Raw genomic sequence first — 21,407 nt, 5'->3', positions numbered from 1 at the left:
GTTCATCTCAGCTGCTGCCAGATGAGGAAGTACGCCCGGTGCACGACGTGCGCGACCCGGCTCTGCGCGGGCGTCGCGCCGAAGGACGCGAACGACCGCCACCACCCGGCGCGCTCCAGCGCGTGCGCGGCGAGCTCCGGCCGCGACGCGCCGGGCAGGCCCAGCTGCTCGTCGATGTCGGCGTTGCTGCCCACCCGCAGAACCTCTTCGGCGAGGTCCTCGGGCATGTCGACGGCGCCGGCCACGACCAGCGTGAGCGCCTCGAGCAGCCGGAGCTGGTGCGCCTCGGGCTTGGCGAGCAGCACCTCGATGGCGTCGTGCACGCGCTGCCGCTCGGCCGGGTCACCGGACGCGTGCGCCAGCGCGGTCACCGACGCGAGCGCGGCGGCGGCCTTGATCCCGTCCGCGCGGGCGGCGAAGACCGTGTTCAGCCGGGCCCGGACGGCGTCCAGACCGGAAGCGCTGAGCAGCAGCCTGCGCAGGGCGCCCGCGGTGATCGTCGAATCGGCGCGAATCGCGTCGATGGCGCGGCGGATGCCGTAGAGGTCGAGCTTCTCCAGCAGCCGCAGCCGGGTGCCTGCCGGGACGTCGCAGTCCCAGCTGGTGAAGATGTCGGCCGCCATCAGCATGGTCTCCAGCGTCGCGTCGTCCAGAGCGGCCAGCTGGCGCAGCGCGTCCGCGTCGGCGGAGGTGAAGTTGCCCGACTCGGCCGATTCGGCGATCAGCCCGATCACCGGCAGCACGTCGGCGACCCGCGGCTTGAGCAGCAAGCCCTGCTTCTCGGCGAGGATCGACGCGGCCCGCCACACGTCACCGCCGGAACCCTCGACGGACTCGGGCGGGATGGTGTCGGCCTTGTTCAGCACGGCGATCGCGTTGACCGGGCCCGCCTCGCGGCTCGCGGTCGCGGCGGTGAACGCGGCGAGCGCCTGCTGGTCGTCCGCGCGCACGCCCTGGGTCACGACGTAGAGGACGGCCTCCGCGCCGGCGACCGCGTTGCGGGAGGTCTCGTCCAGCTCGTCGCCGCCGTCTTCGGCCTGGGCAGCACCCAGCAGCTGCTCCGTGCGCGAGACCGACGCGGCGTCCAGCGAACCGAGGCCGGGGGTGTCGATCACGGTCATGTCCTGCAGGACCGCGCTGGTCAGGTACGCCTCGATGTGCGAGACCTTGCTGATGTCCACGCCCAGCTCGGCCGGGATCGACCCGTCCGGTGCGAACGGCAGCACCTGCTTGTGCCCGCCGGCGAAGACCACTTCGATGCGGTCGACCGTGCCGTACTGGAAGCGGGTCACCAGGCGGGTGCACTCGCCCACGTCGGTCGGCGCGACCCGCCGCCCGATGAGGGCGTTGACCAGCGTCGACTTGCCGGACTTGATGCGCCCGGCGACCGCGACCTGCAGCGGCGCGCCGAGGCGGCGCAGCACCTCGGCGAACCCGGCGGCGGTGCGGGCGGAGACCTGCGGCTGCAGGCGGCGGCAGAGGTTGGCCACCGACACCGACAGCGGACCGGCCAGGCGGCCCTGATCCGTCGTCGCCGTCACGTCGCCCCCCTCCCGGTGCCTGCGTTGTGCCCCCGAATCCTGCCATGAAGCTCGGCCGGAAGTCCCACGTGCGGTGATACCTCGGGATGACGCGGAGTGGACCGCCGCCGACCTAGGGTGAACGGTGTGCGGCGACTGAGCTTGTGGATGCGGGCGCACCCGATGGTCGGGGACGTCCTGCTCGCCGTGTTGCTGCTGCTCGTGGACCTGCTGTTCCTGGTCGCGCGGGCCGCCCCCGGCGAGGGGCAGCGGTGGTACGTGGCGATCCCGCTGGACCTCGCGATGGTGGGGCCCGTGGCGTTCCGCCGGAAGTACCCGGTGGTCACGGCCTACGTGATCCTGCTGATGACGGTGCCGCACAGTGCGCTGGAGCTGGGGGTCGGCAGCGCGACGGCGAGCTGCGTGGCCCTGTACACGGTGGTCGTCTACGTCGGGCGGCGGCAGGCCGCGCTGTACCTGGCCGCGCAGGCCGTGATCAGCGTGGTGCAGATGTGGGCCGGCTGGTCGCCGCAGGGCTGGGCGCCGCTGCTGTTCATCGGGCTGGTCTTCGCGTTGTGCTGGGTGCTCGGCGAGTTCGTCGGCGCGCGCCGGGCCTACCACGCGGAGATGGAGGCGCGGCTGCACCTGCTGGAGACCGAACGCGACCAGGCCGGGCGGATCGCGGTGGCCGAGGAACGCGGGCGGATCGCGCGGGAGCTGCACGACGTGGTCGCCCACGCAGTGAGCGTGATCGTGGTGCAGGCCGACGGGGCGTCCTACGCGCTGCGGTCCAGCCCGGAGCTGGCCGAGCGGGCGGTGCGCACCATCTCCGAGACGGGCAGGCAGGCGCTGGCCGAGCTGCGGCGGCTGCTGCAGGTGCTGCGCGACGAAGAGGTGGCCGGGGAGCCGCGGATCCCGCAGCCGACGGCGGAGTCGCTGGCCGACCTGGCGGAACGGGTGCGGACCGCGGGGGTGCCGGTGGAACTGTCGGTCGAGGGGACGCTCGCCGAGCTGCCTGCCGGGGTGTCGCTCGGCGTGTACCGGATCGTGCAGGAGTCGCTGACCAACACGCTCAAGCACGCCGGCCAAGGGGCCCGGGCGGAGGTGCGGGTGCGGCGGACCGAGAACCTGGTGGACGTGGAGATCGTGGACGACGGGGCCGGGAAGGCGCGGGAACTGGTGCCCGGGCCGGACCTGCCGGGAGGCAACGGGGTGATCGGGATGCGCGAACGGGCGCACCTGTTCGGCGGAATACTGCAGGTGGGGCCGCGGCCAGGGGGTGGCTGGCGGGTGCACGCGAGCTTCCCGGCGAGGCTCGACCCGTGATCCGCGTGGTGGTGGTCGACGACCAGGAGCTGATGCGCGTCGGGTTCCGCATGGTGCTGGGCGCGCAGGAGGACATCGACCTGGTCGGCGAGGCCGGGAACGGCGCGGACGCGGTGTCGCTGGCCGGTTCGCTGCGGCCGGACGTCGTGTTGATGGACGTGCGGATGCCGGTGATGGACGGCGTGGAGGCGACGAAGCGGATCGTCGAGGAAGGCACGTCGCGGGTGCTGGTGATGACGACGTTCGACCTGGACGAGTACGTGTACGCGGCGCTGCAGAACGGGGCGAGCGGGTTCCTGCTGAAGGACACGCCGCCGGACCACCTGGTGTCGGCGCTGCGGTCGGTGGCGTCCGGGGACGCCGTGGTGTCGCCGTCGGTGACGCGGCGGCTGCTGGACCGTTTCATGAGCGGCGGCGGCCCCCCGCGCGACGAGGCCGAGCTGGACGTGCTGACCGAGCGGGAGCGCGAGGTGCTGGTGCTCATCGCGAAGGGCCTGTCCAATGTGGAGATAGCGGAAAAGCTGTTCCTCTCCGAGGCGACGGTGAAGACGCACGTGGGCCGGATCCTGGCGAAGCTCGGGCTGCGGGACCGCGTGCAGGCGGTGGTGCTGGCCTACGAGACGGGCCTGATCCGGCCCGGCTTGGCCTGAGCTGGAGCAGGCCCGGAGATTCTGGTCCGATCACCCGACAGCGGCGCGCCGGGTCGCGCCGCCGGTTCGCGCGTCCAGGGCGGTGGGTCGAGCTCCGCCTCGACCTCGGCGTGCCGGCGCCCGCTCACCCGCCGCCGGCGAGTCGGGCTCCGGGGGATTCCAGGGGCTTCAGCGGTAGGGGGCCGGGTCCACCTCCGCCGGGTTGCGGCCCGCCTTGTGGACCTCGGCGTACCAGCGGCCCCAGTCCGGCCGGGTGCCGTCCACGTCGGTGACCCCGTACTCGTGCATGAGGGTCCACGACGCGATCGTGCGGCCGGCGAAGCGGGCCGCGTCCGGATCGGTCACCAGCGCGGCCACCCCGCGCGCCAGGTAGTACGGCGTCTCCGAGATCGCGAAGTCCGGGCCGCCCGCGCCCGTCACCGCGTCGCGCCAGTTCGGCTCGGCGACGCCGAAAAGGTCCAGCATCGCCTCGGAGCGGAGGAAACCGGGCGTCACCGACAGCCCGACGCAACCCCGCCCCGCCAGCTCCGCGCCCAGCGCCCTGCCGAGCGCCCGCACCCCGCACTTCGCCAGGTAGTACGGGATGCCCGCGCCCACGTACTCGTCGTCGTCGCCGTCGGTCACCTCGATCACGAAACCGCCGGGGCGTCGCACCACCAGCGGCAGCAGCCGGTGCAGCGCGATCAGGTGCGTGTCCAGCGCGTTGTGCACCAGGGTCAGCGCGTCGTCCAGGCTGGACTCCCAGTACGGCCGCTCGAAGTCGACGAACGGGTCGCCGCCCCAGACGTCGTCGACCAGGACGTCCAGGCCGCCGGACTCCGCCTCGACCCGCTCCCGCAGCGCGTCCACGTCCGCCACCGACGTGAAGTCGCACCGCACCGGCACGCCACGCCCGCCCGCCGCGTCCACCAGCTCGGCCGTCTCCTCGATCGTCTCCGACCGCTTCATCGGCGACGACGACCCGCGGGACGTACGCCCGGTGACGTACACCGTCGCGCCGCCGCGACCGAGCTCCACCGCGATCGCGCGACCGCACCCCCTGGTCGCACCCGTCACCAGCACCGTCTTCGCCGTCATGCGGGCACGATAACGCCCGACCCCGACAAAACCGGGCCCCGAAGCTCAGGGGCGATTCAGGGTCATCACCGATCCCGTGCGCACGCGAATCGCGGGAGGCTACTACCGCAGTCGGGTGGGAAGTTCGAACCACAGGATGACGCGCACGCGTGCCCCGATCGGTCAGCATGAGAGCCGCACGGGGAACAACAGGCTTTTGACCAGCACAGGGGAGCAACCATGATAGAGGCACGAGGCCTCACCAAACACTACGGAAAAACGCTCGCCGTCAACGATCTGTCATTCGACGTCGCCCCCGGCGAGGTGACCGGTTTCCTCGGTCCGAACGGCGCCGGGAAATCGACCACCATGCGGATGATCCTGGGCCTGGACAATCCGACGAGCGGCCAGGTGACCATCGGCGGGAAACGTTACACGGAACTGAAGAATCCACTTCGGACCGTCGGCGCGCTGCTCGACGCCAAGTGGGTGCACCCGAACCGCTCGGCGCGGGCGCACCTGGCCTGGATGGCGAAGTCCAACCACATCCCGGCGCGGCGCGTCGAAGAGGTGCTCGACATCGTCGGCCTGACCAGCGTCGCGGGCAAGCGCGCCGGCGGGTTCTCGCTGGGCATGTCGCAGCGGCTGGGGATCGCCGCGGCCCTGCTCGGCGACCCGGAGGTGCTGCTGTTCGACGAGCCGGTCAACGGCCTCGACCCGGAGGGCATCCTCTGGATCCGCAAGTTCATGCACCGCCTCGCCGACGAGGGCCGCACCGTCTTCGTCTCCAGCCACCTGCTGTCGGAGATGGCGCTGACCGCCTCCAACCTCGTGGTCATCGGCAAGGGCAAGCTGATCTCGCAGAGCACCACGAAGGAGTTCGTGGCCAGGGCCAGCGAGAACACCGTCAAGGTGCGCAGCCCGCAGCTGGCGAAGCTGCGCTCGCTGCTGCCCGCCGACAGCGCCACCGACACCGACGACGGCATCCTCGTGTCCGGTTTGGACAGCGAGAAGATCGGCGAGCTGGCCGCGAGCAACGGCATCGTGCTGCACGAGCTGAGCCCGCAGACGGGTTCGCTGGAGCAGGCGTTCATGCAGATCACGGGCGATTCCGTGGAGTACCACACCGGTCTGGAGACCGAGGCCCGGCACGCTCTCGAGCCGGCGAACTAGGGGAGACGCGAACATCATGACTTTGCTTGCCGTGGAACGGATGAAACTGTTCACCACCCGCTCGCCGTGGTGGTGCGCACTGGTGGCGCTGGCCACCACGATCGGGTTCTCCGCCCTGGTCGTCGGCAACGCGGACGACGGGGGCGAGTTCACCGCCACCGTCGCCTCGACCCAGTTCGGCTACAGCTTCGGCATGGCCGTGATCATGGTGCTGGCCGCGCTCGCGGTCACCACCGAGTACCGCTTCGGCACGATCCGCACGACCTTCCAGGCGGTGCCCAACCGGGCCGCCGCGCTGGTCGCGAAGACGACCGTGGTCGCGCTGGTCGCGCTGGTCATCGGCGAGCTGAGCGCGTTCGGCTCGTGGGCGCTGGCGCTCCTGCTCAAGCCGAACGCCCCGCTCGCGCTGGACACCGGCGCGGACTGGATCAACGTGGCCGGGGTCGGCGCGATCTACGCGCTCGCCGCGGTGATCGCGGTGGCCGTGGGCATCCTGCTCCGCCACAGCGCCGGCGCCATCGCGCTGCTGCTGATCTACGCGCTCGCGGTCGAGGACCTGATCCGGCTCATCCCGAGCGTCGGCGACGACATCTACCAGTGGCTGCCGTTCAACGTCGCCAACAAGTTCCTCACCGGCGACGGCGCGTCGAACATGGGCCGCAACGTCGACGCAGGCGCGCCGATGTCCACGGCCGCGCTGTCGCAGGGCTGGTCGCTGGCCTACTTCGCGGCGGTCGCCGTCGCGCTGCTGGCCATCGCCGTCGCCACGGCTCGCAAGCGCGACGCCTGATCGGAAGACCACCACAGGCGCTCCGGTGGGGACCGGAGCACGGGGAAGAAGAACGGCCCGGGCCACCGAATTCGGGGGGTGGCCCGGGCCTTCGCCTGTAGTGCATCCGATGACCTCCGGAAAGGTCGAATCGATTAATCGGATGATGCTGTTACGACCCCTGGGTTAATACCGCGTAAAGCACCTGTGGTCGGCCTCACAGGAAGCGGACGCACCGCCTCTGACCAGGCATTCTGGAATCACCACGTCAGGCGACTCCACGGAGGTGACCCTTGACGGTGGATATCGATCGGAAAATCGCCGCCCCGCGCGCCGTCGCGCATCCGCCCGCTCTGGAACCGCTCGACGCGCTCGAATGGTCGCAGGCCGTGGAGTTGCCCCGGATCGTGGCCACCGCGACGAGACCGGCGGAGATCCGGCGCGCGTGGATCCACCGGGCCGCCGAAAGCGAAGTTCTCGCGTTGTTCCGCGCCGTGAGCGCCCGGGGCGAGATGATCCCGGCGCCGTGGTGGCTGCGCGCACTCGCGGAGGGCAGGCTGGACTCGCGGGAGACCGGGTTCCGCATCGAGGACCGGGTGGCGCAGCTGCTGTCCCGCCGGCCCGGCTGGGAGTACGTGCCGTGGGCCGCGGACGGCGAATCCGGGTACTGGGAGTTCATGCCGTCGGAGAACGGGCGCTCCGGGCACAAGATCCCCACCACGATCCTGACCACCAGCCGCCACGACGGGTGGATCGACGTGTTGCCCGCCCACACGGGCACCACGCCGTCGCCGATCGCCGTGCACGGGGTCGGCGGCCTGCGCTCCCGATTGGGGGAGTTCGAGGCCGTCCGCTAGGGGCTTTCCTCTGGAGAAGTGGCGGAGCCGCTTGCACCACTCGGGCAGCCGGCACCCCCGCGGGTTTGAACGGGCACAGCCGCGCGGACCGTGTCCGTTGAGGGCGGTGGCGGGCTGGCGGGAGGGGCCGCTACCCGCACCGCCACGCAGGCCGCATCATGGACGGCAGCTAACTTGGGCGGGTGGAGAGCGAGCAGCAGCCGCGCCTGCGGAGTGTCGTCAGTTACGTGCAGCGTGGCGGCCGGATGACGGTCGGCCAGCAGCGTGCCTGGGAACGCCAGTGGGCGGACATCGGGCGCAGGGTGGCCGACCTGCCGCCCGGTCCGATCGACTTCGCCGGGTGGTTCGGCCGCCCGGCTCCGGTGCTGCTGGAGATCGGCTCCGGCATGGGTGAGACGACCGCGCAGCTCGCGGCCGCCGAGCCGGAGGTCAACTACGTCGCCGTCGAGGTGTACGAGGCCGGTCTCGGGCAGCTGATGCTGCGCGCCGAGCGGCTCGGCCTGGAGAACCTCCGCCTGCTGCACGGCGACGCGGTGATCGCGCTGAAGGAGCACATCGAGCCGGATTCGCTGTCCGGGGTGCGGATCTTCTTCCCGGACCCGTGGCCGAAGAAGCGCCACCACAAGCGCAGGCTGGTGCAGCCCGACTTCGTGAAGCTGGTGGCGTCGCGGCTCGCGCCGGGCGGGATCCTGCACATGGCCACCGACTGGGAGCACTACGCCGAGCAGATGCTCGAGGTGTGCTCGGCCGAGCCCGCGCTGCGCAACCGCTTCGACGACTGGGCGCCGCGGCCGAGCTGGCGGCCCGTCACCAAGTTCGAGCAGCGGGCCGACCAGGAGGGCCGGATCAGCCGGGACCTGATCTTCGAACGCGTGGGCTGACCGGCCGCCCCTCCCCCCGACGAGGGGCGGCCGGACGAGCTCATTCGTCGGCCAGCGGTTCCGCGCGCACCCGGTTCAGGGCCGGGGTGCAGACCGACGCGGCGAGCACCGCCACGGCGAACCCGAGCACTACCGGCGCGACCAGCCACGGGCTGATCACCGCCGAGGCGTTCTGCGATTCCTGAATGATCGAGAACAACCCGAGGCCGGCGATCATTCCCAGCAGCCCGGACCCGATCGTGGCGACCAGCGCGGGCAGCGCGGCCTCCATCCGCAGCGCCCTGGACAGCACCCGGGTCGGCGTGCCCGCCGCCATCAGCGCCCCGAACGTGCGGCGCCGGTCCATCACCGATCCGGCGGTCGCGATCGCCGCGCTGCACCCGGCCAGGATCGCGGCGACCGTCACCCCGATGACGGTGACGCGGCGCAGGTCGTCCAGCTGGTCGCGCTGGCCGTCCAGGTACAGCTCCCGGCTGTACACGCTTTCGCCGCCGGCCGCGCCGACCAGCGCGGTGCGCACCAGCTCGCGGTCGGCCGGGGTGGTGTCGACGGCGACCCGCGCGTACGAGGGCACGACACCGGCCGGCACGACCGCCGGGTCGATGATCAGCGGCGCGTACCCGTCGTCGTCGGTCTGCGTCATCGGCTTGACCGCGGTGCCCGCGGCGAACGGCACGCCTTCGCCGTCGTAGTCGCCTGCCACCCGGAAGCCGCCGAGCTCCAGGTCGTGGGTGCTGTAGATCCCCGGCCCGGTGCAGGTGGCCTGCACGCGGTAGAGCTGCACCGCGTCGGCGCACGGGACGACCACGCCGGTGTAGGTGGAGCCGTTCACCGACTTCAGCGTCACCTCCGGCATCGACACCGCGCGGGCGGGCAGGTTGTAGCGCTCCAGCGTCGCGTTGGCCTGTGCGGCGATCGTGCCCGCCCGCTCGCCGGAGGTGTCCACCGACAGCACCGAGTCGCGGTAGGTCCCGCCGCCACCGGCCATGGCGTCGAAGCTGGGCATCAGCGTCAGCGCCATCGACCCGGTGAACACGGCGAGCACGACCCCGGCCGAGGCGCGGTAGGCGCCGCGCGGGTCGTTACGCAGCCGCCGCCCGGCCAGCAGCGCGGACGGCTTGCGCCAGCGGCTCACGAAGAACCCGCCGATCACCGCCGTCACGTACGGCCCGACCAGCATCGCCGAGGCGATCATCAGCGCGAGCCCGAGCAGGATCAGGTTGACGTCGTCGCCCTGCTCGATGGCGAAGAAGAAGAACAACGCGGTCGCCGGCAGCGAGAGCAGGCGCCACCAGCGCAGCGGCTTCGGCGTGTGCTGCACGACCGCCCCGACCGGGTTGCTCACCACCCGCCGCAACCCGAGCACGGCGGCCAGCAGCACCAGGGCAGGCACGGCGACCAGCACGAACACCGTCAGCCCGATCGGCACGCGGAAGTCACCGGCGAGCCACGTGCCGCCGTCCCACCGCACCAGCCGGGCCAGCGACCACAGCAGCGGGCTGATCGCCCAGCCGAGCAGCGCGCCGGTGACCGCGGCGATTCCGGTCTCGGCCGCGGTGATCGCCACGACCTGTCCCGGTGTCGCGCCGGCCAGGCGCAGGGCCGCCAGCCGCTGCTCGCGGCGGGCCGCGATGAGCCGCGCCGAGGAGGCCACCAGCACCAGGCTCGGCACCAGCAGCACCACGACCCCGACCCCGGCCAGCAGCGTGAGCAGCGCGTCCACCCGCGCCTCCGACGGCGGCACGAACCCGTTCCGCTCGTTCGCGTTCACCGGCATCGTCTCCGGGCTGTGCCCGACCAGCGCGACGAGCTGGTCCGGGAACCGCAGGGCGTCCTCGCCGAGGGTGCCGACCACCTTGCCGGGGAACCGGTCGGCCAGCTGCGAGGCGGGCAGCCGGTTCATCGCCTGGAACAGCTCCGGCGACACCAGCACCTCGCCGGGCGCCGGGAACTTCGGCACCCCGGCGGGCAACTCGACCCCGCCGGCGAGCTGGGCCACGTCCACGCGGTCGATGCGCCTGCCGTCGAAGTAGTCGGTGCTCGACGAGATCGACAGGGTCGGTGTGCCGCCGTCGCGGGAGCCGTACTGCTCCTGCCAGACCGCGCGCTCGGCGCGGGCCTGCGTCGCGAAGGGCAGGCTCAGCAGCAACAGGACCAGACCCGTGGCCACCGCGACCCCCACCGCGGTGAGCAGGGTGGCGGTCCTGGTCCGCCGGTCCGCCCGCAGCACCTTGAACGCCAGCTGGACCGGGCTCACGGCAGCACCCCCACCTGCTCCGCGATACGGCCGTCCCGGATGGTCACCGTGCGCGGCAGCGACGCGGCGAGTTCCACGTCGTGCGTCACGATGACCACCGACGTGCCCGCGTCCGAGGCCGCGACCAGCAGGGCGTCCATGGTGTCCTTGCCGGTGCGGGTGTCCAGCGCGCCGGTCGGCTCGTCGGCGAAGATCACCTTCGGCCGGTGCGTCAGCGCGCGGGCGATCGCGACCCGCTGCGCCTGGCCACCGGACAGCTCACCGGGGCGGGACCCCTCCCGGCCCCGCAGCCCGAGGCGGCCCAGCCACTCCCGCGCCGCGCCGATCGCCTCGCGGCGCTTGGCTCCCCCGAGCAGCATCGGCAGCGCCACGTTCTCCTCCGCGGACAGCTCGGCCACGAGCATTCCCTGCTGGAACACGAAACCGAACTCGGTGCGCCGCAGCTCGCTGCGCTTGGTCTCGGACAGCTGGTCGACGCGCCTGCCGTCCAGCAGGATCTCGCCGCCGTCCGGCCGCAGGATCCCGGCCAGCACGTGCAGCAGCGACGTCTTGCCCGACCCCGACGGGCCGACGACGGCGAGCGCCTCCCCGGCGTGGACGTCGACGTCGACGCCGGCCAGCGCCACCTGCTCGCCGTACCGCTTGACGAGCCCCCGCCCGGACAACACGACACTCCCTTGTGGAGTCATGAACCTTCCCCTTCCGTTGTTCCCGCACAGCAGGTTCACAGGTGGGGCGTGGTGCCCGGATCGGCCGATCGGCCGATACGGGGTGGCCGGGCGGCCAAGGTGCGGGGACGCGCGGATCCTCTACCGTTCCGTTGTGCCGTTCTCCGATCGCGTGACCTCGGCCTGGCGATGGCTGGGTCTCGAAGGCGTCCTGCTGCTCGCCGCCTTCCTGTGCGATCTCGCGGTGGTGCTGCCGGCCAGTGTGGACTCGCTGGGACCGCGGGGCCGGGATCTCCTGCTGCTGCCCGGGATGATCGCGCTGGGCGCGTGCGCGCTGTGGGCGCGGACCCGGCCCGCGGTGGCCGTGTTCGCGGGCGCCGCGACGTTGTTCGCGTCGACCTTCCTGATCCGGGCGACCGACGCGGCGGCCTACACGACGCTGTTGAGCAACGTGTCACTGAGCGAGACCGTCGCCGGGCTGGAGCTGGTGTTCTTCTGCGTGCGGCGGGTGCGGTGGGCGGAGTCCATCGTCGGCACCGGCACGCTGGTGCTCGCCACCCTGTTCGCCACCGCCTACCGCAACGGCTCGGGCAGCCGCGGGTTGAGCGAGACGATGCTGCTCGGCCTGGTGCTGCTGGTCGCCGTGGTGCTCGCCGGGCTGCAGTTCCGGCGCGGGCAGGCGCCGCGCAAGGAGAGCGCGGTGCGCGACCTGGTGCGCGAGCAGTGGCCGCTGATCGGCGCGCTCAGCCTGCCCGTCTTCCTGGAGCTGTACCAGCTGCTGGACAGCAACATCCGGGCACTGCCCGCGCTGACCTGCTCGCTCGCCGCTGCCGCGACGGCCGTCTACGCGACCCGCCGCCCACTGCGCGCCGGCCTGCTGCTCGCCGGGATCATCTTCGCCACCTCGGCGGCGCTGTGGATCGCGCCGCGGCAGTACCTGCTCGGCTACGGCGCCCTGCCGTTCACCGAGATCGTCGCCGGGATCATCGTCGTGGTCCTGCTGGTCCGGTCGGTGGAGCCGAAGCGGGCGTGGGGCGCGATCGCGCTGATGTCGGCCGCGGTCGCGTTCACCACGCTCACCACGGTGGTCAGCGGCCGGGGCCGGGCGAACATGTCGGACCTGCGCGACCTGGTGATCGCCGCGGTGCTCGTGCTCGGGATCGCGGTGGCCGCCGGGCTGTACTTCCGGGCCCGCGACTCCGAGCGGCGCAAGGTGGTCGAGGCCGCGGTCGCCGACGCGCAGAACTCCGAGCGCATGGCGCTGGCGCGGGAACTGCACGACCTGGTGGCCCACCACGTCACCGGGATCATCGTGCAGGCGCAGGCGGCGAAGGTGATCGCCGACCAGAACCCGAAGGTCGCGCTGGAGGTCATCGAACGCATCGAGGCCGCGGGCACCGAGGCGATGACCGCGATGCGCCGGCTGGTCGGCAGCATGCGCGCGGGCGGGGAGGCGGTCACCGACCAGGCCACCATGGACCTGGACGCGGACCTGCGGCGGCTCGTGGAGTCCGGGCACCACGGCGTTCCCACAGAAGCCGACGTGCGGGTGCCCGCGGACCTGCCGCAGGAGGTGGCGCGCTCGGCGCTGCGCCTGGTGCAGGAGTCGCTGACGAACATCGGCAAGCACGCGGCGGGCGCGACGCGGGCATGCGTGCTGGCCGAGGTCCGGGACGGCGAACTGCACATCCGGGTGGCCGACGACGGCCACCAGGTGGTGACGCGTCCGGCCGGAGGTTCCGGGGGATACGGTCTGGTCGGGATGCGCGAGCGGGTCGAGCTGCTGCACGGCCGGCTCGCCGCGGGCCCGGCGCCGGACGGGGGCTGGGTGGTGGAGGCGTGGTTGCCGGTGGAGGAAAAGGCTTGATTCGCGTACTGATCGCCGACGACCAGAGCATGGTGCGCATGGGGTTCCGGATGATCCTCGACGCCCAGGACGACATCGAGGTGGTCGCCGACGTCGAGGACGGTGTCGCGGCGGTGACGAAGGCGCGTGAGCTGCGGCCGGACGTGTGCCTGCTGGACATCCGGATGCCCGGGCTGGACGGGCTGGAGGTGACGCGCCAGCTGGCCGGGCCGGACGTCGCCGACCCGCTGAAGGTCGTGGTGGTGACAACCTTCGACCTGGACGAGTACGTGCACACTGCGCTGCGCAACGGCGCGAGCGGCTTCCTGCTCAAGGACGCCGGCCCGGCGCTGCTGATCGAGGCGATCCGAGCCGCCCACCGCGGCGACGCGCTGGTGTCGCCGCAGGTGACGGTGCGGCTGCTGAAGCACTTCGAGGGCGCGTCCGCGCGGCGGTCCGTGGAGCCGCCGAAGGAGCCGCTGACGGCGCGCGAGCTGGACGTGGTCAAGGCGGCGGCCCGCGGCCTGACGAACACGGAGATCGGCGCCGAGCTGTACATGTCCCTGTCGACGGTGAAGACGCACCTGGCCGCGGTGCAGGGCAAGGTCGGCGCGCGGAACCGCGTCGAGGTCGCGGCCTGGGCGTGGCGCAGCGGACTGGTGGACTAGCCGCGCAGGGTGCAGGCTTTCGGTTCATGGAGCGCAGGGCGGCGCTGGTAGCCGCGGCCGTCGCGGCGGCCGGTCTCGCGGCCTGCTCGACACCCCACAGTGACCGGCCGACGCCGACCACGGCGGCACCGACCGCGGACCCGCTGGAGCCGCTGACCGCCTGCGCCGTCCTCGACCAGCTGCTCGCCGGGCAAGGGTTCACGCCGGGCAGACCGATCGGCGTGCGGGACGAGTGCGGCGCCTCAAAACCGGGTTACGGCACCGTGAGCGTCACCCTGGAGCAGGAGCAGGGGGAACCGGAAGGGGCGGCGCCGCTCGACGTCAACGGCCGCAAGGCGCTGATCGGCCAGTTCACCGGCCCCGGGACGTGCGAGGTCGTGCTCGACGTCCCCGGGCACGCCCAGGCCGCGACGACCGTCGTGCTGCTCTCCGCCGACTTGCAGGCGGAAGCCTGCGCCGCGGCTCAAGACCTGGCCATCAGCCTCGAACCACTCCTGCCGCGCTGAGTCACTGCGCCGTCCAGCCGCCGTCGACCGGGAGCAACGCTCCGGTGATGAAGCTCGCCGCGTCGGAGGACAGGAACGCCACCGCTTCGGCGACCTCGTCGGCCTTGCCGATGCGGCCGATCGGGTGGGCGGGGCCGAACGAGGCGAGCATTTCGCGGCCGTTGTCGACCACCCCCTCCATGATGTCCGTGTCGACGACGCCCGGCAGGACGGCGTTCGAGCGGATCCCCACCGGCCCGCCTTCGATGGCCAGCACCCGCGTCATCTGCGCCAGCGCGCCCTTCGACGCGGCGTAGGCGGTCTGCGTCTCGAACGCCACCACCGACGACACCGACGCGATCGACACGATGGACCCGCCACCCGCGGCCGCCATCACGCGGAACGCCTCCCGCGCCTGCACGAAGTTCCCGCGCGCGTTGACCCGCAGGATCGCCTCGAAGTCCTCGACACTCGTCTCGGTCACCGGCTTGTTCAGCGTCCGGCCTGCGTTGTTCACCAGCACGTCCAGCCGCCCGAACCGCTCGACCGCAAGCCGCATCGTGGCGCGGGCCAGTTCTTCGTCCGCGACGTCGCCGGTCAGCACCGCCACGTCGTCGGCGGCCAGCTCGTGCACGGACTCCCGCAGATCGGTGACGACGAGGCGCGCGCCCCGCGAGCGCAGCAACTCGGCGCACGCCCGGCCGATGCCGCGCGCCGCGCCGGTGACGACGGCGACCCGTCCGGTGAGATCCAGTTTGCTCATGGCACCGACGGTGGCCCGGCCTGCCGGACCGCGGCAGGGCACGGTCTTCCTGGGAGCGCTGCACCCAGGTAACACCGCCGCCGCCGACCTACGATCACGGCATGCCACGGTCCGAACTCGGCGACTTCCTCAGCTCGCGGCGGTCCCAGGTGCGCCCGGACGAGGTCAACCTCCCCAGCACCGGCCAGCGCCGCGTGCCCGGCCTGCGCCGCGAGGAAGTGGCGCTGCTGGCGGGCGTCAGCGTGGACTACTACGTCCGCCTGGAGCAGGGCCGCGAGCGCACCCCGTCGGCACAGGTGGTCGACGCCCTGGCCGCCGCGCTCCGCCTCGGCGAGGACGGCCGCCAGCACCTGTTCCGCCTCGCCGGGCTCAGCCCGCGCACCCGGCTCACCGCGGTGCCCGCCCGGGTCGACCCGAGCCTGCTGCAGCTGATGAGCGCATGGCCGGACAACCCCGCCATCGTCTACAACCTCGCCTACGACGTGCTCGCCTCCAACGCGATCGCCGATGCGCTGTTCCACGACTGGGCGCACTCGCGCAACCTGATGCACGTCGTGTTCACCGACCCCGCCGCGCGCACCTTCTACCGGGACTGGCACGAGGTGGCGCGCAACTCGGTCGCCGGGTTCCGGCTCGGCTACGGCAAGAACCCGGACGACCCGCGGGTCCGGCAGGTCCTCGCCGAACTCCTCGCGGCCAGCCCGGAGTTCGCCGAGCTGTGGACCGCTCACGACGCGCGCGGCAAGAGCCTGGAGCGCAAGGAGTTCGTGCACCGCGAGGTCGGTCCGCTGACCCTGACCATGCAGACCTTCGACGTCCGGTCCAGCCCGGGCCAGGAGCTCGTCGTCTATCACGCCGAACCGGGTTCGCCGAGCGCCGAGGCCCTCGCGCTGCTCGGGTCGCTGGCCGCCACGGCCCGGCGGGAGACCTAGAATCCCAGGATGCCGCAACGCTTCCGCGCCCCCGTCGTCCTGCCCTGCGATCCGGCCTGCTCGGTCATCCGGGACGGCGTGGTCGACGTCGGCGACGACGGGCGCATCACGTTCTGCGGCCCCGCCGGCGAGGCGCCCGGCGATCTGCCGGTCACCGAGCTGACCGGGATCCTGCTGCCCGGCCTGATCAACGCGCACGCGCACAGCCCGATGACCCTGCTTCGCGGCATGGGCGGCGACCTGCCGTTGCTGCGCTGGCTCAACGAGATCATCTGGCCCGCCGAGGCGAAGCTGCGCGCGGACGACGTGCGTGCCGGGATGCTGCTCGGCTCGGTCGAGATGCTCCGGCACGGTGTCACCACCAGCGCGGAGATGTACTTCTTCGCCGAGCAGATGGCCGAGGCGGTGCTGGAGACCGGCGCGCGGGCCGTGCTCGGCGGTCCGATCATCGACCTGCCCGGCGTCGACTGGCGGCGCATGATCGAGGTGGCGGACCGCTGGATCGACGCCGACGGCCTGCGCTTCGGACCCGGGGAGCGGATCGAGCTGTCCTACGCGCCGCACTCGGCGTACATGCTGCCGGTCGAGGCGCTGCGGCAGGTCACCGAATCGGCCGCGGCGCGGGGTGCGCTGGTGCAGATCCACGTCGCCGAGGCGGCGGACGAGGACGCCCGGCAGCGCGCGGAGTTCGGCTCGGTGCCGCAGCTGCTGGAGGAGGTCGGCATGCTGGGCGGCCGGGTGCTCGCCGCGCACGCCGTCCACCTGTCCGATCAGGACATCGCGTTGTTCGCGGCGCGCGGCACCGGGGTGGCGCACTGCCCGGGGTCGAACGCGAAGCTGGCGTCGGGCATCGCGCGGCTGACCGACCTGCGGGCGGCGGCGGTCGCGGTCGGACTCGGCACGGACGGCCCGGCCAGCAACGACGACCTCGACCTGTGGGAGGAGGTCCAGCTCTCCGCGATGCTCGCCCGGCTGTCCACACAGGACTCGACCGCGTTGCGGGCGAAGGACGCGCTGCTGCTGGCCACCCGCGGCGGTGCGGACGCGCTGAGCCGGACCGACATCGGCGCGCTGGAGCCCGGCCACTGGGCCGACTTCGTGCACGTCGACCCGGACGGCCCGGCGTTCGCGACGGGGCTGGACGAGCCGGACGAGCAGGTGATCTCGAACCTGGTGTGGGCCGCGGGGTCCCGGCAGGTCCGGGACGTCTGGGTGGCCGGCGAACAGGTCGTGTCCGACCGCGAACCGGTGCGCGTCGACCGCGGCAAGGTCCAGTCCGCCGCGCGTGATGCCGCCGCGCGCTTGCGCGCCTAGTGAAACAGCGAGACGTGCGCGGCCGCCCACTCGGCGAACCTCATGCCCGGGCGGCGCGGCGTTCGCGACCGCGGCAAGGCCGCCCCGTGGGGGCTTCACGACAACGAGATGTGCGCGGCCGCCCACTCGGCGAAGGCCGTGCCCGGACGCCCGAGCTGCCGCGGGCGAGATCGGCTGCGGATACTCCGCAACCTCGGCGCCGCCACCCGCTTGCGTGTCTAGCGGAACAACGACGCGTGCGCGGCCGCCCACTCGGCGAACGTCGTGCCCGGGCGACCCAGCACCCGTGACACCGTCGGCGAAACCGGCTGCGGGTGCTCCGCCATCTCGGCGCAACCGTCCAGGTACCAGGCGGCCGCGTCCGCGCCCATCGTCTCCGTCAGGTCGGCCAGTGCGTCCGCGTGGGATACCTCCACCAGCGGGATCTCCCGCCCCAGCGCCTTTCCGATCTGCGCCACCAGCTCTGCGCGGGTGAGCGTCTCCGGCCCGGTCAGCCCGTACGCCGCGCCTTCGTGGCCGTCCTCCAGCAGGGCCTTCGCCGCGACGGCCGCGATGTCCTCCAGCGCGATCGGCGCGTTCGCTGCCCGTGGGTACGCCTCGCGCACCTCGCCGCGGCTCCGGATCTGGTCCGCCCAGATCGTCGTGTTCGTCATGAACTCGCCTGCCTCCAGGTGCGTCCACGGGATGCCGGAGTGCTCGACCGCCTTCTCGACGTCGTACCACCAGCTGCCAGCCGGCCCGGCGAGGTCGACGATCCGCGCCACGCCGGCCTCCCTGGCCAGCTCGGTCACCTCCCGCACCGTCCGGGTCAGCGGTGCCAGGTACATCCGGTCCACGCCCTCCAACGCGCGGGGCAGCGTCTCGACGCGGCCGAGGTAGCCCTCGACGACCTCCACCTCGGGCGGCAGCGCGGCCCGCACCGGATCGGTGGTGAGCGCCCGCACCTCCGACGCGCCCGCGACCGGACCCGCAGCGCCATCCTCAGCGCCGCCGCGACCCTCCTCGGTCGCGACTACCAGGCGAAACTCGCCGAGATCGCCAACGCGGCCGGGGTCGGGCGGACCACCCTGCACCGCTACTTCCCGGACCGCGCGACCCTGATCAAGGCCGCCGTCGAGGACTCGATCGCCGCCATCGAGGCCTCCGTCGCCGACGCGGCGATCGACCAGGGGCCGGCGCTGGACGCCATGCGCAGGCTGGTCGCCGCGATGGTGGCGGTCGGGGACCGGCTGGTCTTCCTGTTCGGCGACCCGCGGGTGCTGGCCGAGCACGGCCCGGACGGCGGCACGCCGCCGGACGATCCGGTGATCGCCCTCATCGAACGCGGGCAGGCGGAGGGCGTGTTCGACCCCAGGCTCACTCCACAGTGGATCCAACGGGTGTTGTGGGCGCTGGTGTACACCGGGCACACCGAGGGCGAGCTGTCCGGCGTGCCCCGGCACGGCATCATGGACACCGTGGTCGAAACGTTGCATAACGGAATCGCGCGATCTTGATCTTATCGGCCGGTTCACCCCCGCTCACACGCTCGTTCACCGCCCGTTCCCGCCCGCTGGCTTACATCGGAGCACGTGTGGGGAGTTCTTGACGCCGAGCCGGATGAGCTGAACAAAGCCGCATGTCACTTGGGCGACATACTGACCAAATTGGACCACTCGCCGCTCGCCGGGATCGTGGCGACGGCGGACGTCTACGGCGATCCCGGTCTGGCGAGCACGCTCGGCGAGTTCACCGGCCTGGCGCGCGTCGCCGCGCGATTGCTTCAGGAGCGGGTCGGTCTGACGGGCACCGCGCTGCGGGACACGGCCACGCTGTTCCAGGGCACCGAGCTCGACAACGAGGCCGCCATCCGCCGGGCCGGGCGGTGAGCGCGGAGCTCGGCTCCACCGACGATCCGCGCGCGCTCGTCCCCGGCTCTCCGGACACGATCGTCGAGCACGTCCGCACCCTGCTCGACCAGGCGAAGCAGTTCGAGGGCGTCGGCTCCGGGCTGGCCGGCTTCGGCGTGCCGGGCTGGCAGGGCGCGGCCTCCGACGCCTTCGGCGAACTGGTCGACCGGCTGCCACCGCAGTGGTTGAAGGCGGCCGACAGCCTGGCGGCCGCCGCGGGCGGCCTGAGCCGCTACGCCGACACGCTGCGCTGGGCGCAGGAGCAGGCCCGGGAGGCGATCGAGCTGTGGAACGACGGCCGCCGCGCTCTCGAGCACGCAGCCGGGCAGGCCGCCGAGGATGCCGCGGAAGAAGCGGTGCGGCAGGGGGAGCAGCTCCAGCAGCAGGCGCGGGAAGTGCTCGACCGGGCCCGTGACCAGCTGGAACGCGAAGCCGTGGACGCCGCGCGTGTCATCGGCACGATCGAGGCCGCGGCAGGCAGTGCGATCGGCGGTCTCGTCGACGCGATCACCAGCGGGTGGGACGCCAGTGGCAGCTCGTCGATCAAGACGTGGGAGTACGGCAACAAGTTCATCCCGCCGGAGCACGGCAAGCTGGGCCGCTACCGCTACTACGCCTACCTGCTGCACCAGGTCGCCGAGGGCAAGCTCCAGAAGGGCGACCTGACCCTCACCGGCAAGGTCGAGACGATGGTCGGCATCGAGACCAACCTCCAGGCGGCGCTGAACAACAAGGGCCTCATCCTGGAAGCCGAGACCATCGACGGCGTCAAGAGCACCGCGACCGGCCGCCTCGACTACGGCGTCCTCGGTCTCGACGGCAAGGCCGAAGGCATGTTCGGCGTCCGCGGCCGCGCCGGGTTCAAGGCCACCAAGGAGGCGGTCGAGGCGAAGGCCGGCGTGTTCGCCGGTGCGCGTGGCAGTGTGCGCGGCGCCGTCGACGTCGGCGGCGTCGGGGCGGGCGCGACCGCGGAGGGCTGGGCCGGTCTCGGCGCCGAGGCCGGGTTCACCGTCGGCAAGGGTGAGGACGGCAAGTTCCACATCAAGGGCAACGCCGGGGCGGCACTCGGGATCGGCGGCGAGGTCGGGTTCGACCTGCAGGTCGACGGGCACAAGGTCGCGGAGACCGCGAAGTCGGCCGCGAACGCGGTCGGCGACGGAATCGAGGCCGCAGGCGAAGGCATCAAGGACTTAGGCGAAGACGTCGTCGACGTCGGCAAGTCGGTCAAGGGGTTGTTCGGATGACACTGCCCGTTCCGGTCCACTTCGGACTGCCCGACGGCTGGGAACCGGTGCCGTCGCGGGACGCCGCCTTCGCCGCGGTGCGGTCGCCCACCGCCGGGATCATGCTGACCGGCGGGACGTGGCCGATCGCGACGCCCCTGCGCGAGGTCGCCGCCGAATCCGCGAGGGACCTGCGCGAGACGGCCGACGAGGTGACCGTGCTCAGCGGTGACGAGATCGGCGACGGCGGGTTCGTGCAGGAACTGCGGTTCACGGCCGGCGACGAGACGTTCGTGCGCAGCGAGGTCCACCTCGCGATGGGCGAGGGGGCGGGACAGCGCGCCGTCGTCCGCGCCGTGCTGACCTGCACGCGCGGGGAGTTCGACGCGCTGGCCGGCGACTTCCGCGAGTTCGTCGGCTCGCTCGGCCCCGACGTCTAGTGCGGGCGGGGCCGGATGCTCACGTCGGAGATGTGCGCGTCCGGGCTGGCGGTGACCGCGGACAGCACCGCCGCGGCGACCGAGTCCGGCCGGAGGTACTGGTCCGGGGCGTACTCCCTGCCCTCGCCCGCGATGATCGCCTGCTGCATCTCGGTGTCGGTCCGGCCCGGGTAGACCGAGGTGACGCGGATGCCGGGCTCCTCGGCGCGCAGCGCGTCGGCGAACGCGCGCACCGCGTGCTTGCTCGCCGCGTAGGGGCCCCATCCGGCGCGGGCGGACAGGCCCTGGCCGGAGTTGATGATCACGACGTGCCCGTGCGCGGCACGCAGCGCGGGCAGCAGCAGCCGGGTCAGCTCCGCCACGGCGACGACGTTGACCTCGAAGTTCTTCCGCCACGCCGAGGGCGCGGCCTGCTCGACGGTGCCCAGCTCGGCGGTGCCTGCCGAGTGGACGAGCACGTCCAGCCGGTCGATGCCGGCGACCGCCGCGCGCACGCCGTCGAGGTCGCTCAGGTCTACCGGCCACGGCTCGGCGTCCGCCGACTCGGCGGCCTGTTCGGCGAGCGCGTCGACGTCGCGGCCGCCGAGCAGCACGCGGTACGCGGGCGCGAGGGCGCGGGCAACGGCGGCACCGATCCCGCGGGAGGCACCGGTGACGAGGGCGAGGGGACTTTCCGGCATGCCCCTACGT

22 protein-coding genes are annotated in these 21,407 nt (G+C 72.5%); 15 read left to right on the top strand and 7 right to left on the bottom strand.

All coding sequences use genetic code 11. From position 1 onward, the window contains the following. Window positions 1–2 precede the first annotated feature (2 nt). Complete coding sequence (locus AMYTH_RS0129420) at window positions 3–1,541, bottom strand: dynamin family protein (protein WP_027933264.1); 1,539 nt, start codon at window positions 1,539–1,541, stop codon at window positions 3–5. Between the two features lie 147 nt (window positions 1,542–1,688). Here AMYTH_RS0129420 and AMYTH_RS0129415 point away from each other — a divergent pair, with 147 nt between their 5' ends. Further along, window positions 1,689–2,846 (top strand): sensor histidine kinase, encoded by a 1,158-nt coding sequence (locus AMYTH_RS0129415; RefSeq protein WP_458645636.1) that lies wholly within the window; start codon window positions 1,689–1,691, stop codon window positions 2,844–2,846. Then, window positions 2,843–3,496 (top strand): response regulator, encoded by a 654-nt coding sequence (locus tag AMYTH_RS0129410; RefSeq protein ID WP_027933262.1) that lies wholly within the window; start codon window positions 2,843–2,845, stop codon window positions 3,494–3,496. The genes AMYTH_RS0129415 and AMYTH_RS0129410 overlap by 4 nt, the downstream gene beginning before the upstream one ends. 168 nt (window positions 3,497–3,664) lie before the next feature. Here AMYTH_RS0129410 and AMYTH_RS0129405 read toward each other — a convergent pair whose 3' ends face one another. Next, window positions 3,665–4,573, bottom strand: a complete 909-nt coding sequence (locus AMYTH_RS0129405; protein WP_027933261.1) for an SDR family NAD(P)-dependent oxidoreductase — start codon at window positions 4,571–4,573, stop codon at window positions 3,665–3,667. A 219-nt stretch (window positions 4,574–4,792) separates the two neighbouring features. Here AMYTH_RS0129405 and AMYTH_RS0129400 point away from each other — a divergent pair, with 219 nt between their 5' ends. The 4 genes from AMYTH_RS0129400 (at window position 4,793) to trmB (ending at window position 8,232) form a co-directional block, all read left to right on the top strand. Further along, window positions 4,793–5,725 carry an ABC transporter ATP-binding protein gene (locus AMYTH_RS0129400; protein ID WP_027933260.1) on the top strand — a complete coding sequence of 311 codons (933 nt, stop codon included), beginning with the start codon at window positions 4,793–4,795 and terminating at the stop codon, window positions 5,723–5,725. A 16-nt stretch (window positions 5,726–5,741) separates the two neighbouring features. Continuing rightward, on the top strand, window positions 5,742–6,515 hold the full coding sequence (locus AMYTH_RS0129395; protein ID WP_027933259.1) for an ABC transporter permease: 774 nt from the start codon (window positions 5,742–5,744) through the stop codon (window positions 6,513–6,515). 272 nt (window positions 6,516–6,787) lie between these two features. After that, entirely contained in the window at window positions 6,788–7,351 is a 564-nt protein-coding gene (locus AMYTH_RS0129390; protein ID WP_037322761.1) for a hypothetical protein, read from the top strand. A gap of 182 nt (window positions 7,352–7,533) precedes the next feature. Next, a complete protein-coding gene (gene trmB, locus AMYTH_RS0129385; RefSeq protein ID WP_027933257.1) occupies window positions 7,534–8,232 on the top strand; it encodes a tRNA (guanosine(46)-N7)-methyltransferase TrmB in 699 nt (232 codons plus the stop codon). Window positions 8,233–8,272: 40 nt separating this feature from the next. On the opposite strand, the gene AMYTH_RS0129380 is transcribed toward trmB, so the two are convergent. Continuing rightward, window positions 8,273–10,489 carry an FtsX-like permease family protein gene (locus tag AMYTH_RS0129380; RefSeq protein ID WP_027933256.1) on the bottom strand — a complete coding sequence of 739 codons (2,217 nt, stop codon included), beginning with the start codon at window positions 10,487–10,489 and terminating at the stop codon, window positions 8,273–8,275. Continuing rightward, window positions 10,486–11,178 (bottom strand): ABC transporter ATP-binding protein, encoded by a 693-nt coding sequence (locus AMYTH_RS0129375; protein ID WP_027933255.1) that lies wholly within the window; start codon window positions 11,176–11,178, stop codon window positions 10,486–10,488. Before AMYTH_RS0129375 ends, AMYTH_RS0129380 begins: the two co-directional genes overlap by 4 nt. A 133-nt stretch (window positions 11,179–11,311) precedes the next feature. Here AMYTH_RS0129375 and AMYTH_RS0129370 point away from each other — a divergent pair, with 133 nt between their 5' ends. From AMYTH_RS0129370 to AMYTH_RS0129360, 3 genes are read left to right on the top strand one after another with little or no spacing between them, the layout of a single operon-like run. Further along, a complete protein-coding gene (locus AMYTH_RS0129370) occupies window positions 11,312–13,024 on the top strand; it encodes a sensor histidine kinase (protein WP_027933254.1) in 1,713 nt (570 codons plus the stop codon). Next, window positions 13,021–13,671: a response regulator gene (locus AMYTH_RS0129365; RefSeq protein WP_027933253.1), complete on the top strand. Its 651-nt coding sequence runs from the start codon at window positions 13,021–13,023 to the stop codon at window positions 13,669–13,671. The genes AMYTH_RS0129370 and AMYTH_RS0129365 overlap by 4 nt, the downstream gene beginning before the upstream one ends. A gap of 26 nt (window positions 13,672–13,697) precedes the next feature. Then, window positions 13,698–14,177: a hypothetical protein gene (locus AMYTH_RS0129360; protein ID WP_027933252.1), complete on the top strand. Its 480-nt coding sequence runs from the start codon at window positions 13,698–13,700 to the stop codon at window positions 14,175–14,177. A gap of 1 nt (window position 14,178) precedes the next feature. On the opposite strand, the gene AMYTH_RS0129355 is transcribed toward AMYTH_RS0129360, so the two are convergent. Next, window positions 14,179–14,919, bottom strand: coding sequence for an SDR family NAD(P)-dependent oxidoreductase (locus tag AMYTH_RS0129355; protein WP_027933251.1), 741 nt, complete (start codon window positions 14,917–14,919; stop codon window positions 14,179–14,181). A 101-nt stretch (window positions 14,920–15,020) separates the two neighbouring features. Here AMYTH_RS0129355 and AMYTH_RS0129350 point away from each other — a divergent pair, with 101 nt between their 5' ends. Next, a complete protein-coding gene (locus AMYTH_RS0129350; protein ID WP_027933250.1) occupies window positions 15,021–15,851 on the top strand; it encodes a helix-turn-helix transcriptional regulator in 831 nt (276 codons plus the stop codon). A 9-nt stretch (window positions 15,852–15,860) separates the two neighbouring features. Next, window positions 15,861–17,165, top strand: coding sequence for an amidohydrolase family protein (locus AMYTH_RS0129345; RefSeq protein WP_027933249.1), 1,305 nt, complete (start codon window positions 15,861–15,863; stop codon window positions 17,163–17,165). A 218-nt stretch (window positions 17,166–17,383) separates the two neighbouring features. On the opposite strand, the gene AMYTH_RS0129340 is transcribed toward AMYTH_RS0129345, so the two are convergent. Next, window positions 17,384–17,929 (bottom strand): Rossmann-fold NAD(P)-binding domain-containing protein, encoded by a 546-nt coding sequence (locus AMYTH_RS0129340; RefSeq protein ID WP_228685014.1) that lies wholly within the window; start codon window positions 17,927–17,929, stop codon window positions 17,384–17,386. Between AMYTH_RS0129340 and AMYTH_RS0129335 the strand changes: the two genes are divergently transcribed. The 4 genes from AMYTH_RS0129335 (at window position 17,858) to AMYTH_RS0129320 (ending at window position 20,717) form a co-directional block, all read left to right on the top strand. Further along, window positions 17,858–18,661 (top strand): TetR/AcrR family transcriptional regulator, encoded by an 804-nt coding sequence (locus AMYTH_RS0129335; RefSeq protein WP_228685012.1) that lies wholly within the window; start codon window positions 17,858–17,860, stop codon window positions 18,659–18,661. The genes AMYTH_RS0129340 and AMYTH_RS0129335 overlap by 72 nt on opposite strands. 150 nt (window positions 18,662–18,811) lie before the next feature. Beyond that, complete coding sequence (locus AMYTH_RS0129330) at window positions 18,812–19,033, top strand: hypothetical protein (protein WP_027933247.1); 222 nt, start codon at window positions 18,812–18,814, stop codon at window positions 19,031–19,033. Further along, window positions 19,030–20,298, top strand: a complete 1,269-nt coding sequence (locus tag AMYTH_RS0129325; protein ID WP_027933246.1) for a putative T7SS-secreted protein — start codon at window positions 19,030–19,032, stop codon at window positions 20,296–20,298. Before AMYTH_RS0129330 ends, AMYTH_RS0129325 begins: the two co-directional genes overlap by 4 nt. Then, window positions 20,295–20,717 carry a hypothetical protein gene (locus tag AMYTH_RS0129320; RefSeq protein ID WP_027933245.1) on the top strand — a complete coding sequence of 141 codons (423 nt, stop codon included), beginning with the start codon at window positions 20,295–20,297 and terminating at the stop codon, window positions 20,715–20,717. The genes AMYTH_RS0129325 and AMYTH_RS0129320 overlap by 4 nt, the downstream gene beginning before the upstream one ends. Here the strand turns inward: AMYTH_RS0129320 and AMYTH_RS0129315 are convergent. Then, window positions 20,714–21,397, bottom strand: a complete 684-nt coding sequence (locus AMYTH_RS0129315) for an SDR family oxidoreductase (RefSeq protein ID WP_027933244.1) — start codon at window positions 21,395–21,397, stop codon at window positions 20,714–20,716. The two genes, AMYTH_RS0129320 and AMYTH_RS0129315, sit on opposite strands and share 4 nt — an antisense overlap. Window positions 21,398–21,407 lie beyond the last annotated feature (10 nt).

It is taken from the genome of Amycolatopsis thermoflava N1165 (assembly GCF_000473265.1).
GTDB classification, from domain to species: domain Bacteria; phylum Actinomycetota; class Actinomycetes; order Mycobacteriales; family Pseudonocardiaceae; genus Amycolatopsis_E; species Amycolatopsis_E thermoflava.
This window is presented reverse-complemented; position numbering and strand designations above follow the sequence as displayed.